Here is a 12,700-nt window from a genome sequence, read left to right as displayed (position 1 = left end):
AGATGTCTCCATATGATGAATGATATGTAACCCTAAAGATTCATATTGCCGGCATCATGCTGCCTACCGGAAGGAGATCCACGATGTCTAAGTACAAGATCCCGGTCCAAACGGTCCACTCGGGCATCCTGCAGGAAAACGCTGTAATGCTTGGCGACAAATCCATGAAAAGGCTCAAAATACCGGCACACGGAACCATTCAGCTTACCTTCGGTTCATTCAGGCAGGAGGTCACTGTCATCCCGGTCCCCAAAGCCGACAGCCTGCGCGTAAACGAAGGGTTAGCCCGGCGGCTTGGCTTAAGAGGGCGGCCGATGCTGAATGCCTCCTACAGTTCCGGCAGCCGCACCCTGCGGCTCGGTCCGCTGATTGGAGTGCTGGTAAGCCGGGACCATCCAGACCAGCCGGACAGAGTGTTCGGACAGATCACGATGTTCTGCCGTGAGCTTACCAATGCCTGCCATGCGCAGGGTGCCTATGTATATTTCTTTACCCCGGAAGCGCTGGAGACACGCAGCTCTTCGATTCAGGGCTGGGTATACGATGAGGGCTGGCGGAAGCTGAGTCTTCCTGTCGCCGATGTGATCAACAATCGGCTTACCACGCGAAAGGTGGAGAACAAACCTAGCGTACAGCATTTTTTGGCGGATGTAAAATCCCGCTACGGAACGCATTTCTTCAATGAAAAGTTCCTAGACAAGACAGAGGTATTTGAAGCACTGGCACAAGATGCCGCCCTGCAGCGTTATTTGCCGGAATCCCATGCCTTTAACGGCTTTGCTGTCTTAAAGAGAATGTGTAACAGCTACTCCAGCGTATTTCTGAAACCTGTGCGCGGCAGTCTCGGAAAAGGCATTCTGCGTATTTCCAAAGAAGAAGGAGGCTACCGGCTGCTGTCGACCACAGCTCTTGGCACCCGTAAACAAAGCTATCCCAGTCTGGCGAAGCTGTTTCAGTCGATTTCCCCTAAGATGAAGACCACCCGGTACCAGATTCAGCAGGGCCTTCCCCTAATGGAGCTTGGAAAGCGGCCGGTAGATTTCCGGGCGCTGGTGCAAAAGAACGGCACCGGCAAATGGGGGGTCACCTCCATAGTCGCCCGTACAGCCGGCAGCAACCATTTTGTTTCGAATCTGGCGCGGGGCGGCACGCTCAGCACTGTCCGTGAGGCGGTCGGCAAAAGCAATCTGCCGGCAGGAATGAAGGAAAGCTCGCAGGTGCAGCTGCCGCGGGCGGCACTGGCGATTGCCAGAGGAGTCGAAACTTACATCCCCGCACACTTCGGGGAGCTGGGGATTGATCTCGCACTGGATCAGTCTGGACGCATTTGGCTGCTGGAGGTTAACTCCAAGCCGTCCAAAAACGATAATACACCGCTTAATGACCAGAAGATCAGACCGTCCGTGAAACAAATGATTCTATATTGCCGTTATCTGGCCGGGTTATAAGGAGGACATCATGACAGACACAGCTTCGGGGTTCCTTGGCATTATGACAGGCCGCCGCCAGGGGTATCCTCCCATCGCAGAACCGGAGTTCTGCAGTCAGTTATGCGCCGCAGCCCCGCTGTATGATCTGAAAGTGCTTGTCTTCCGCCCGGAAGGTGTCTCCATCGACGGCCAAACGATCAACGGCTATGTCTGGAAAGACGCCCGATGGCAGCAGTCGCTGGCATCTGCACCCGATATCCTGTATAACCGTTGTCTGTATTCCAGCTTGCAGGAAAAAAAAGCAGCTTCCGCTGCCATGGCTGCACTCCACCGCACACTCCCCTGGTCCCGCCCGCTGCCTGATAAGTGGGGAGTCTACGGGATCCTGCACCGCAGCCGCAAAGCTGCAGCACTGCTACCTGAGACCAGGCTTTATACCGGTACAGAGGCTCTCAGTACTATGCTTGCAGAAAGAGAATACGGCGTATTTCTAAAGCCTGTGGCAGGATCGCACGGCAAACGCACGCTGCATGTTCTGCTCCTCAGCAGCAAAGCAGGCGGCGGAATCAGTATCCGCGGCCGCGGTGAAGCGAATGAATCCTTCCGGCATGATTTCAGAACGCCAGGTGAAGGACTGGATTGGGTTCACGGCTTCATCGGCAAGCGCCGCTATATTATACAGCCTTACCTGGACTTGACCAGTAGTGATGGCCAGCCCTTTGATGTACGTGTTCTGATGCAGAAGAACGGACGGGGTGCCTGGACATTAACCGGCATGGCCGTGCGGCTCGGCCGGCAAGGGGCACTTACTTCTAACCTTCACGGCGGTGGGACAGCGGTTCCTCCACTGCCCTTTCTGCTTGCAGAGTACGGAAAGAGCGGGGCAGAACTGCTCGAAGAGCTTGCCGATGCAGCTGCTCTACTGCCTCCCCTGCTGGAGGAATCCTGCGGCAGACTCGGGGAACTGGGCCTAGACTTCGGCATTGATGCCGGAGGCAGAATCTATCTGCTGGAAGCCAATTCCAAGCCAGGGCGCACGGTGTTCCGGCTGACGGGTGACCGCCGGGCTGCTAGACTCGCAACCGAGAACCCGCTGCGCTATGCGCGTCATTTGCTGCTCCATTCAGCGGCAAGCCGCGTACTTGCCACTCGGACAGCTCCGTTACAGACAGGAGAATGATATCAATGGTTCCTAAGGAGGATTCATCAATGGGTCTCACTTTTTGCAATGTGCATTTCACCAAGCAGCCCCAACGAGTTGTCTATGTCTCGGGTGAATTGATGAAAAGCCTGAAATTATCCGGCAAGAAAAATATCCGCCTGCGTCTCGGCAAGGATGCCATCCCGGCCATGATTAAGCCCATCAAACGGGCAGGAAAGCATCTGTTCCTGGCCTCCGGAGTGAAGAGCGCAATCAAGGTGCCCAAAACGGGCGGCGTCTACTTACGCAACCTGCAGAATGATGAGGTGCAGCTAGGTCCTCTGGTCGGCATCTTGTCTGACGGGCCAACCACATCGGCGAATCCCTTCGGTTCGCGTACCGGCTTCATCAAGCAGCTGCTGCGGGAAGGCAGCAATAAATGCTATATCTTTGCGTTCACACCGCGTGATATCGACTGGCAGCAGGAACAGGTTAACGGCTTTTTTCTGACGGCCAGCGGCAAGTTCGAACGTAAAATGGTCCCGCTGCCGGATGTCGTGTATAACCGTCTGCCGAGCCGCCGGGCCGAAACCTCACCTTATATCAACCAGCTCCGCGAACGTTTCGGACGGAAGAGAATTCCTTATTTCAACTGGAGCTTTTTCAATAAATCGGATATCTACCGGCTGCTGGAGAACGACGGCGCAGCGAACCGCTATGTCCCTGAAACCGTGAGTAACCCCAGCTCAGAGAAAATGCGCGATATGCTTGACCGCCATCATTTCGTCTATTACAAACCATCCGCCGGCAGTCTCGGGCACGGAATATACCGGCTTACTTACCTGCCGAAGAAGGGGTATTTCGCCCGTTACCGTAAGAACGGTAAAAATGTGCTCCTGCGCTTTACCAGCTTTGACAGCCTGATGCGCATGCTCCGCGCCCGGCATGGCCAAAACCTGCAAAACTATATCGTCCAGCAGGGTATCCGCCTGATCGAGATCGACGCCTGCCCGATTGATTTCCGCTTCCATATGCATAAGAACGGCAGCAACCAGTGGGTTGTTGTCGGCATCGGAGCCAAAAAAGCCGGCCGGGGCAGTGTCACCACCCATCTTAAGAACGGCGGAGCTCTGCTTACCCCTCAGCAGGCGCTGGGCCGCGTATTCGGAGCGAGAGCCGATGAAGTGCTTCAGCGGGCCAAAACAACCGCCGTCAAGCTGGCAGAGTCACTGGAAATTCAGCACCGGCATCTGCTCGGTGAAATCGGCTTTGACCTTGGCATTGACCAGGACGAAGATATCTGGATGTTCGAGGCTAACGCCAAACCGGGACGTTCCATCTTCCGCCATCCTTCCCTGCGCGCTGAGGGCAAAGCTTCCATCGAGCATATTCTGGAGCACTGCCTGTATCTCAGCAAATTCCGCAGGAGGGATGAACTGTGAATACCCGCTCTCCTGACCCCGGCAAACCGGTAATTGCCATATTGACAACCAGTGACAGGCTGAAGCAGTTTCGCGGTAACCGCAGTAACTTCCGCGATATCATCCGTACCGGCAAAGAAATGGGCTATCTTGTCTATGTCGTTACCGTCCGCGACCTGAAGTTTGAGGAGCGGACGGTGAACGGCTTCATCCCTTCCGCCAGCGGGAAAATATGGTACAGCGTCCCTATGCCTCTGCCGCAGGTAATCTACAACCGGATTCCGAACCGTGAGGAGGAAGAAAAAGCTCCGGTCGCCCGTAAAATTGCCGAATGCCTGGAACATGAAGAAATCCAGATGTATAATCCGAGCTTCTTCAATAAATGGAGTCTGTTCGAATGGCTGAAGGAATCCAAGGTGACCGCAAGGCATGTGCCCAAAACAAGACGGCTGCGCAGTGCGAATACGCTGAGCGCCATGCTGAAAAATCATGACAGCCTCTATCTCAAGCCGGAGAACGGCAAGGCCGGCAAAGGAATTATGCGGTTAAAATACCGTGCAGACATCAGCTTGCCCTACAGGCTGCAGATCCAGAGCGGCAAAAAGAACGTAACCTATAAGGCTGCTTCCATGGACCGCCTGTGGGCGCGGATCAGCAGAGAAAAAGGCATCTCGCAATATATCGTGCAGCAGGCGATTGGGCTGGCTACCCACGGGGGACGCCCCTTTGATCTGCGGGTGCTGCTGCAGAAGAACGGCAGAGGTGCCTGGGCCGTAACCGGCATCGGTGCAAGGCTGGCCGGTGCACGCAGCATTACAACGCATGTGCCGCGCGGCGGAAGCATTGAGGAGCCCGCAAGCATGCTGGAGGGAACCTTCGGCCCGGAGCGGGCAGCGTCTATTCTGAAGAATGTCCCTACCACTGCCCTCCTGATTGCCCGCCAGATTGAACGGGCTTCAGGAGCCATGCTTGGCGAGATGTCGATGGATCTCGGTGTTGACGAGGAAGGCGGCCTCTGGTTCTTCGAGGCTAACTCCCGGCCGATGAAATTCGATGAGCCGGCTATCCGCAAGCTGTCGCTTGAACGGATCTTCCAATACAGCCAGCATCTGGCCCGGCAGAGCAAATAGAATCCTTCATAAGGAAGTGACACCCATGCAGATCTCCTCTATCTATGATACTAGTCCGGGGCAATGGAATTCGAAGCTCGGTGGGCTGCTGGCATTCCTGCGGGAATACGGGGAACAGCGGCTCACACTTCGCGGCTGCCGCCAGCTCTGCAGGCTGACGCCGGACCAGCTGGCTGAACCCGGTGTCTCGCTGCTGGTTGCCACCGTCCGCGGCCAAAGCGGCCGCCAGCTGGCAGGCGTCAGCTTTGTGTCCGGCTACGGCAAGGAGGCCTGCCTGGTTGCCGTTCATCCCTTATACCGTAACCGTCATACCGGAACGGCGCTGCTATCAGCACAGCTGCAGCGCCTGGGCCGCCTGGAATGCCAGGTGGCCTGTGACAATCCGGCAAGCCTGAAGATGTGCTTCAACAGCGGGCTTGCCGCGGTAGGCCTGACCAGTGGCCCTACCGGCAAGCCCACGCTGCTGCTGCGGTCGCTGAAAGACAGCAGCAGCGCGGCAACTCTCCCACAAGAAGGTGAACTCCTGTGCCAGAACCCGTCTTAGGCATCCTCACCCTGTATCTGAACGAAGCCAAACAGCTTGAAGAGAGAAGTGTATACCGGAGGATGATTATTGAAGGCAAAAAAATTGGCCTGGATGTGTATGTCTTTACCCCTGCCGATGTCAATGCCGGCAAGGAGCTGATTCATGCCATGGTCTACGATCCGGCAAGCGGCAAATGGACTCGCAAATGGCGATCCTTCCCCCATATGATCTATGATCGCTGCCGGATTCAGCGCAGCTCCCGCTTCGAGCAGCTCCTGCGCTTCCGTTCCCGCTATAATCACCTGACCTTTCTGAACCGTCCGCTGCGCAACAAATGGACGATCCACCAGACCTTTTCGCAGAAGAGCCGCTTCCGCCAGCATATGCCCGAGACGCTGCTTTATCAGTCCTCGGCTGATCTGCAGCGGATGCTCAAATTCAGCCCGGTGGTCTATGTGAAGCCCATTAACGGTACGGGCGGACGCGGCATTTTGCGGATCGAACGGCTCAAAGAGGGGAAAAGCCTGTACGACATTCAAGGCCGCCGCCAGAACCGGCAGATTATTTCCCCGCGCAAGGTTACACTCCCGCGGCTGGAATCCATCGTCCGCCAGTGGTGCCTTGGCGGACGTTTCCTCGTCCAGCAGGGCATCCCGCTGCGTCTGCCCGGCGGACGTTTCCATGACTACCGCATGCTCGTGCAAAAGAACGGCCAGGGCGAATGGGAGCTGACCGGCATGGCCGGCCGAGTCGGCGCTGCCCGCAGCGTCACCTCGAACCTGCACGGTGGCGGTCATGCGATCCGTGCGGAGGTCCTGCTGAAGGAATGGCTGGGCAGCGAAGAGAAAGCTTCCAAAGCGATGAAATCAGCCGAAAAGCTCGGCCTCGAAGCCGCTGCGTTCCTGGAGGAGAGCTTCGGGGCACTCTGCGAGCTGGCGCTCGATCTCGCCATTGACCGCCAGGGCCGGATCTTTGTGCTGGAGGTCAACCCCAAGCCGGCCCGCGAGGTATTCGCCCGCACAGGCGACAGCGGTACTTACCGCAAAGCGCTGGTGCGGCCGCTGGAGTATGCGATGTGGGTGTATAAGAACAAGAACACGCCGAGCCCGGTCAAGTCGACTGAGGAATGAAGAATGTTGCTATACAGACTACAAGCGCCCTTCCTTACATGCTGGAGGGGCGCTTGTTTGCTCTTATTCAGTTTTTATTCGGCAAGAAATACCACCGTTCAAATTTTTGCTTATTAACTCCGGATGTTCGTACATTTGATCCATTAGGGATGTCACAATCTCAAGACCTCTCGGTCCAAAATTCCGACTATTTATTAAATCCAGAGAAGTTGCGTCTATAACATCTCCAAACGTATGATAACCATTTTCTTTTAACGAATTTATTATTCGTGAAATACTCCTGCTATTGTACTCACCAGCAGCTTCCTTCAGACATTGGATGGGAAGAGAATTAAATGCCTCCTGGCTACGGATAACTTTCTTAACAAAAACACTTTTCTCCAAAGGACCATCCTCCTATCCATTAAATTGCTCAATTTCAAACCTAATTTGTTCCTGCAAAAGATCCAACGTCTGCTTTAACTGAATAATCTGTTCAACGGGCATTCCTCTGCATACCTCCCTGTTCAATCGGTCTGGAATCGGCTGCACCTGACGGATAATTTCTTTTCCTGTATCCGTAAGATAAATCCGGTAAGAACGGCGGTCCTCGGAATTAACCGATTTGGTAACTGCCCCCCGCTCCACCAGGTTTTCGATAATTCTGGTAACAGTCGTTTTATCTTTATCAGCCATATAGGTTAGATCCTTTTGTGTAAGTCCATCCTGCTCCTGCAGATGTTTCAACACATTCCACTGCTCCGGAGTGATGTGAAACGGTTTAAGGTGAAGCGCCATGAGATATTGATAATTTCGGTTAACACGGTAAAAGATGACAGCTAATTTCTCTGACGGATGTTTTGACATACGAAATAGCTCCTTGAATTCATCTTGATAAGGATATGGATATTTCTTTTTTAGATTCGGCTATTGAATTTGATCCTGCTCAACCCCCCCTTTATATTTCCTTATATCGCTCTCTTTACATATCCTAATTAATCCATATTTTCCAACTACTGTTTCCCTTCTGATCCATGTGTTTAAAATATGGTTGGCAAGCTTACTAATTTATAAACAAGCACTGCCATTGTTAATCAAAATCAACAGGCTTGAAAGGAGGAGAACAGATGTACAAAGAGTTAGAAGGCCGCACCGTTGTCATTACTGGAGCGTCTACCGGCCTGGGCCGGGCGATAGCCCAAAGATTTGGCCGCGAAAAAGCGAATGTTGTCATTAACTACTTTAGTAAAGAAGAAAGTGTAGAATCACTCATTCAGGAAATCACTGAATATGGCGGTCACGCAGTCAGCCTGAAAGGCGATGTGTCCAAGGAAACAGATATACGAGAACTGATTTGTCTGGCCCACGACTCCTTCGGGTCAGTCGATATTATGATCAACAACGCAGGGATCGAGAACGAAGTTCATTCGGAGGACATGACGCTGGAGAACTGGAGAAGAGTGCTTGATGTGAATCTGACAGGGGCTTTCCTGGGATGCCGGGAATCGATCGGATATATGCTGAATCACGGCATAAAAGGCAGAATTATCAATATCTCTAGTGTTCATGAACAAATTCCGTGGCCCCATTTTGTTCACTACGCGACCAGCAAAGGAGGAATCAAGCTGATGATGGAAACGCTGGCGCTGGAATTCGCCCCTAAAGGAATACGCATCAATAATATTGCGCCTGGAGCCATTGAAACACCAATCAATGCGGTCAAACTTGCGGATCCGGATGCAAGGGCAGCATTGGAAAAGATGGTACCGCTCGGCTATATCGGTAAACCTGATGAAATCGCGGCTGTGGCGGCGTGGCTGTCTTCGGATGAATCCAGCTATGTAACGGGAGTTACTATTTTTGCGGACGGCGGGATGACGAAGTACCCTTCCTTCCAGGGCGGCAACGGATAATCCGCACAACCTCCAGTCTCGAAAGGAATGATTGTTATGACAGCTACAGTAACGAAGGAGAAATGGTGGAAAGAGTGCGTCGTCTACGAAATTTATCCAGCTAGCTTTATGGATTCAAACGGCGATGGAAAAGGCGACCTCCGGGGAGTCATCTCCAAGCTTGATTACTTGAAGGAACTCGGCGTAGATGTTTTGTGGCTCTGTCCTATATACGAATCGCCAGGAGCGGACAACGGATACGACATCAGCGATTATTATGCGATCAACCCGGCGTTCGGAACAATGGCCGATTTCGATGAACTGCTGTGCGAAGCACATGCGAGAGGACTCAAAATTATGATGGATATGGTCCTTAACCATTCGTCAGATCAGCATCCCTGGTTCAAAGAATCGCGAAGTTCCAAGGATAATCTGAAACGGGATTACTATATCTGGAGAGAAGGCAAAAACGGGCTGTTCCCCAACAACTGGGAGTCTTATTTCAGCGGATCGGTCTGGGAGTACGACCAGAAGACCGGTGAATATTACATGCATCTCTACTCTAAACATCAGCCGGACTTGAACTGGCGAAACTCTCAGGTGGTTGAATCGCTGTACCAGATGATTCGTTGGTGGCTGGAAAAAGGGGTGGACGGGTTCCGGTTTGATGCCATCGCCCATATTGTCAAAGCCAAAGGGCTACCCGATGCGGATAACCCGCAGCATTTAACAGTAGTCCAAGCCTATCAGCTCTTCTCCAATCTGGAGAAAGTCCATGTAATGCTAAAGAGGCTCAATGAAGAAGTGCTCATGGACTATAACATTATGACCGTTGGGGAAACATCGGGTCTTGGTCCCGAGCAGGCTTTGGAATACGTTGGGGACGGCCGCCACGAACTGAATATGGTCTTTCAATTTGAACATATGTACTTGGATGCGGCAGCACCGGGTACTGGGAAATGGCAGTCAAGATCATGGACGGTACCCGAATTGAAAAAGATCATGAGCCGTTGGCAGACTACACTTCATGGAAAAGGCTGGAACGCGAATTATTTAGGCAACCATGATCAGCCCAGACCCGTCTCGCGTTTCGGTAATGATAGACAATACCGGACCACATCCGCCAAAATGCTAGCCACCTTTATGCTTACGCTCGAAGGAACACCGTACATTTTCCAAGGTGAGGAGATCGGCATGACTAATGCTCATTTCCCTTCTATCGCGGATTACCGGGATGTCGAAACCCTCAATTATTATGAACAAGCTAAGGTGAAGGGTCTCTCCGACCACGAGATTCTGAAGGCAATTTGGAAAAAGAGCCGGGACAATGCCAGAACACCTATGCAGTGGAACGCATCGGAAAATGCCGGATTCACCACCGGAGTGCCCTGGATTAAAGTGAATCCCAATTACCGGGAGATCAATGTAGAGCAAGAGAGACAGAATCCTGATTCGATCTTTCACTATTACAAAAGAATGATCATGCTGCGCAAAAACAGCAAGGCGCTTCTGTATGGTGAATACCGGCTTCTGCAGCCGATCGATCCGGACATCTATGCCTATACCCGAACGCTAGAAAAGGAACAGATGCTCATTCTCCTGAATTTCTCCGACGAGCAGGCCGTCTTTACATGGCCAAAAGAACTTGGAGCAGCTGTTAAAGAACTTCTTATCTCCAACTATGAAGCCCGGAAAGGTGTGACACTGTCTTCTCTGAACCTTGAGCCTTATGAGGCAAGAGTTTATAAGGTATCTCTTTAAGGAGGAATACAGATGAAAATGTATGCGAAATTCGGAGTTATGATTGCGGTTTCTACAATGATTATGTATGGCCTCATGTATCTTAATGTGTTCCAAATCGATCACATCTATAATAGCCAAACCCGTATGTACATGGCTTTGATAATGGGCTCTGCCATGACTATCGTCATGCTTCTCTTTATGTGGAAGATGTATCCGAAGCGGATAATCAATTCCGTGATCCTCGGAGCCGGTGTTGTTGTTTTTGCACTGTCGCTTTGGCTCGTTCGTAGCCAGGCCACCGTAGGTGACGTTGCCTGGATGAAAGCGATGATCCCCCATCATTCGATCGCTATTCTGACAAGCGAACGGGCGAATATTTCTGACCCCAGAGTAAGGAAGATCGCGGACGGAATTATTGAATCCCAGCGGAGAGAAATCGCCGAAATGAAAGAGCTGATTCGAGAACTGAATAATAATAAGTAAGTACTATAAGAGCAGCTGCCCGATAAGCAGCTGCTCTTATATCCTTTACCGAAGCTACGCTAATGAACTAACATGGGCAACCTGTCTCACCTTCTCGAGAACAATCGGAGACTGTTTGTCGCTGGTTAGAATCACCAATGAATCCCCTGCATGTATGACCAAACGCCCTGAAGGGATTATTTCTTCCGCCCCCCGTTTAACGGACACGATTAGGCAGTGCGCCGGCCATTGAAAGGCTCCGATGCTTATTCCATCCAGCATAGAGCCTTGATGGACCGGAATCTCAAGAATAACTTTAGCAGAATCTGTTTTACTAACGGTACTCTTTCCGTTTAGAAATCGTTCCAGCAGCACTTCATAAACAGGCAAGGAACGGAAGGCTTCGGCCGTCATGTAAGCTGCGAGACAAACAATCCCGATCGGCAGCAGGTTCGTAAAGGAGCCTGTCATCTCTGTAATCAGGATGATGCCCGTAATAGGCGCCTTCAAGCTTGCCGTCAGAAACCCGGCCATGGCAACGATCAAAAAATAGGACTCATCTAGAGGAGTCCCTCCCATCAAGCCATTTGCAATTTGGCAATAAAGGGTTCCAATCAATCCGCCAATGACCAGCATTGGAAGGAAGATCCCTCCGGGTGCGGATGAGCCGTAACTGACCATAGTAAACAGGAATTTCACAGCCAGGAGAAGGAGTAAAAAACTAAAGGAATAAGGACTTGAAACCAATTGATTGACCAAACCATTTCCTCCTCCCAAAACAGATGGGAGCGTTAATCCTAGAACCCCAGCCAGAATAAACGGTACGACCGGACGGGCCTGCGAAGGAATCCAACTTATTTTTGGATACAAATCCTGAAAGAAATATAGGCCTTTATTAAACAGAATACCTGAAACACCAACTAAAATACCCAGTAAAACCAAATGATAGTAATTTAGCAGCGGCAGCGTACCAATACCAGAAAAGTTAAAAACCGGGGTGAGTCCAAAAAACTCCTTCGAGACAAAATCGGCGACAAGCGACGAGGTTAAAGCAGAGATCATAATGAGTGGTGAAAAATTCATGTGCACTTCTTCCAAGGCGAAAATAACGCCTGCGATTGGTGCATTGAAGGCTGCCGACAGTCCCGCACTTGCCCCGCAGGTAATAAGGATCTGCGTTTCTGTCTTCGATTTACGTAATAATCGGCTGAACCCCTCCGCTACCAGGGCTCCGATTTGAATCGAAGGGCCTTCCCGGCCCAAAGATAATCCGGCTCCGATACTCACGGCCCCACCGACAAACTTGGCACTTAACGCTTTCCACCAGGTCAATTCCATCCTGTTCTGCAGAACAGCTTTGACCTGGGGGATGCCGCTTCCCGAAATACCGGGCTGCTTCTTCACAAGCATTCCCGTACCCCATCCTGCTATAACCAAAACCGCCAGCCATACGGGTACAAGCCACATGTGATTTTTCTGATACTGGTAAAATACTAAGGACTGCTTGAGCGCTTCTTCTAAAACAAAACGAAACAGGACAACCACCGTACCGGAAAGTACGCCTACTGCAATACCGCCTGCCAAAAGACGAAACTTGAAATCAAACCAAGTATCCAGCAGCCTGCGGATCGAATGTTGACTCATTACCAGGACCTTCTTTTATTTTGACGTAAATAATATATTAACAGTCCAATTAGATGAATTCCATACTATCAATGACAAGATTTAGCGAATGTTCACATGGACGTTTACTAATAAAACTGCAGACTCCTACCTGTCAGCTGGATGATTAAGTTGAAACTGGCAAGGGTAAACATAGAAGGGAAGTAAAAAAACACCATAGATA

General features: G+C 51.5%; 12 protein-coding genes. 9 read left to right on the top strand and 3 right to left on the bottom strand.

Annotated elements, in window-relative coordinates; all coding sequences use genetic code 11:
- Positions 1 to 83 precede the first annotated feature (83 nt).
- Genes JRJ22_RS08785 through JRJ22_RS08760 form a run of 6 tightly spaced genes read left to right on the top strand, consistent with a single transcriptional unit; the run spans position 84 to position 6,778 of the window.
- A complete protein-coding gene (locus tag JRJ22_RS08785) occupies positions 84 to 1,448 on the top strand; it encodes a YheC/YheD family endospore coat-associated protein (RefSeq protein WP_206104112.1) in 1,365 nt (454 codons plus the stop codon).
- 10 nt (positions 1,449 to 1,458) lie between these two features.
- Positions 1,459 to 2,610 carry a YheC/YheD family endospore coat-associated protein gene (locus JRJ22_RS08780; protein WP_206104111.1) on the top strand — a complete coding sequence of 384 codons (1,152 nt, stop codon included), beginning with the start codon at positions 1,459 to 1,461 and terminating at the stop codon, positions 2,608 to 2,610.
- A 29-nt stretch (positions 2,611 to 2,639) separates the two neighbouring features.
- Positions 2,640 to 4,013 carry a YheC/YheD family endospore coat-associated protein gene (locus tag JRJ22_RS08775; protein ID WP_206104110.1) on the top strand — a complete coding sequence of 458 codons (1,374 nt, stop codon included), beginning with the start codon at positions 2,640 to 2,642 and terminating at the stop codon, positions 4,011 to 4,013.
- Complete coding sequence (locus JRJ22_RS08770; protein WP_206104109.1) at positions 4,010 to 5,122, top strand: YheC/YheD family endospore coat-associated protein; 1,113 nt, start codon at positions 4,010 to 4,012, stop codon at positions 5,120 to 5,122. The genes JRJ22_RS08775 and JRJ22_RS08770 overlap by 4 nt, the downstream gene beginning before the upstream one ends.
- A 25-nt stretch (positions 5,123 to 5,147) precedes the next feature.
- Positions 5,148 to 5,666 carry a GNAT family N-acetyltransferase gene (locus JRJ22_RS08765; protein WP_206104108.1) on the top strand — a complete coding sequence of 173 codons (519 nt, stop codon included), beginning with the start codon at positions 5,148 to 5,150 and terminating at the stop codon, positions 5,664 to 5,666.
- Positions 5,648 to 6,778: a YheC/YheD family endospore coat-associated protein gene (locus JRJ22_RS08760; RefSeq protein ID WP_206104107.1), complete on the top strand. Its 1,131-nt coding sequence runs from the start codon at positions 5,648 to 5,650 to the stop codon at positions 6,776 to 6,778. The genes JRJ22_RS08765 and JRJ22_RS08760 overlap by 19 nt, the downstream gene beginning before the upstream one ends.
- A 63-nt stretch (positions 6,779 to 6,841) precedes the next feature.
- Here JRJ22_RS08760 and JRJ22_RS08755 read toward each other — a convergent pair whose 3' ends face one another.
- Both JRJ22_RS08755 and JRJ22_RS08750 read right to left on the bottom strand, forming a co-directional pair.
- Positions 6,842 to 7,162 (bottom strand): DNA-directed RNA polymerase subunit alpha C-terminal domain-containing protein, encoded by a 321-nt coding sequence (locus tag JRJ22_RS08755; RefSeq protein ID WP_206104106.1) that lies wholly within the window; start codon positions 7,160 to 7,162, stop codon positions 6,842 to 6,844.
- 12 nt (positions 7,163 to 7,174) lie between these two features.
- The gene (locus tag JRJ22_RS08750; RefSeq protein WP_206104105.1) at positions 7,175 to 7,624 is read right to left on the bottom strand and encodes a MarR family winged helix-turn-helix transcriptional regulator; all 450 of its coding nucleotides are present in this window, start codon (positions 7,622 to 7,624) and stop codon (positions 7,175 to 7,177) included.
- Positions 7,625 to 7,884: 260 nt separating this feature from the next.
- Here JRJ22_RS08750 and JRJ22_RS08745 point away from each other — a divergent pair, with 260 nt between their 5' ends.
- Genes JRJ22_RS08745 through JRJ22_RS08735 form a run of 3 tightly spaced genes read left to right on the top strand, consistent with a single transcriptional unit; the run spans position 7,885 to position 10,875 of the window.
- The gene (locus tag JRJ22_RS08745; RefSeq protein WP_206104104.1) at positions 7,885 to 8,670 is read left to right on the top strand and encodes a glucose-1-dehydrogenase; all 786 of its coding nucleotides are present in this window, start codon (positions 7,885 to 7,887) and stop codon (positions 8,668 to 8,670) included.
- 36 nt (positions 8,671 to 8,706) lie between these two features.
- On the top strand, positions 8,707 to 10,410 hold the full coding sequence (locus JRJ22_RS08740) for a glycoside hydrolase family 13 protein (protein WP_206104103.1): 1,704 nt from the start codon (positions 8,707 to 8,709) through the stop codon (positions 10,408 to 10,410).
- Between the two features lie 12 nt (positions 10,411 to 10,422).
- Complete coding sequence (locus tag JRJ22_RS08735) at positions 10,423 to 10,875, top strand: DUF305 domain-containing protein (protein ID WP_206104102.1); 453 nt, start codon at positions 10,423 to 10,425, stop codon at positions 10,873 to 10,875.
- 54 nt (positions 10,876 to 10,929) lie between these two features.
- Here JRJ22_RS08735 and JRJ22_RS08730 read toward each other — a convergent pair whose 3' ends face one another.
- Positions 10,930 to 12,498 (bottom strand): ClC family H(+)/Cl(-) exchange transporter, encoded by a 1,569-nt coding sequence (locus tag JRJ22_RS08730; protein WP_206104101.1) that lies wholly within the window; start codon positions 12,496 to 12,498, stop codon positions 10,930 to 10,932.
- Positions 12,499 to 12,700 lie beyond the last annotated feature (202 nt).

The sequence above is a fragment of the Paenibacillus tianjinensis genome (assembly GCF_017086365.1).
In the GTDB taxonomy this organism is placed as follows: Bacteria; Bacillota; Bacilli; order Paenibacillales; family Paenibacillaceae; genus Paenibacillus_AQ; species Paenibacillus_AQ tianjinensis.
Note: the sequence above shows the minus strand (reverse complement) of the source record. Positions and strands in the feature narration are given on the sequence as shown.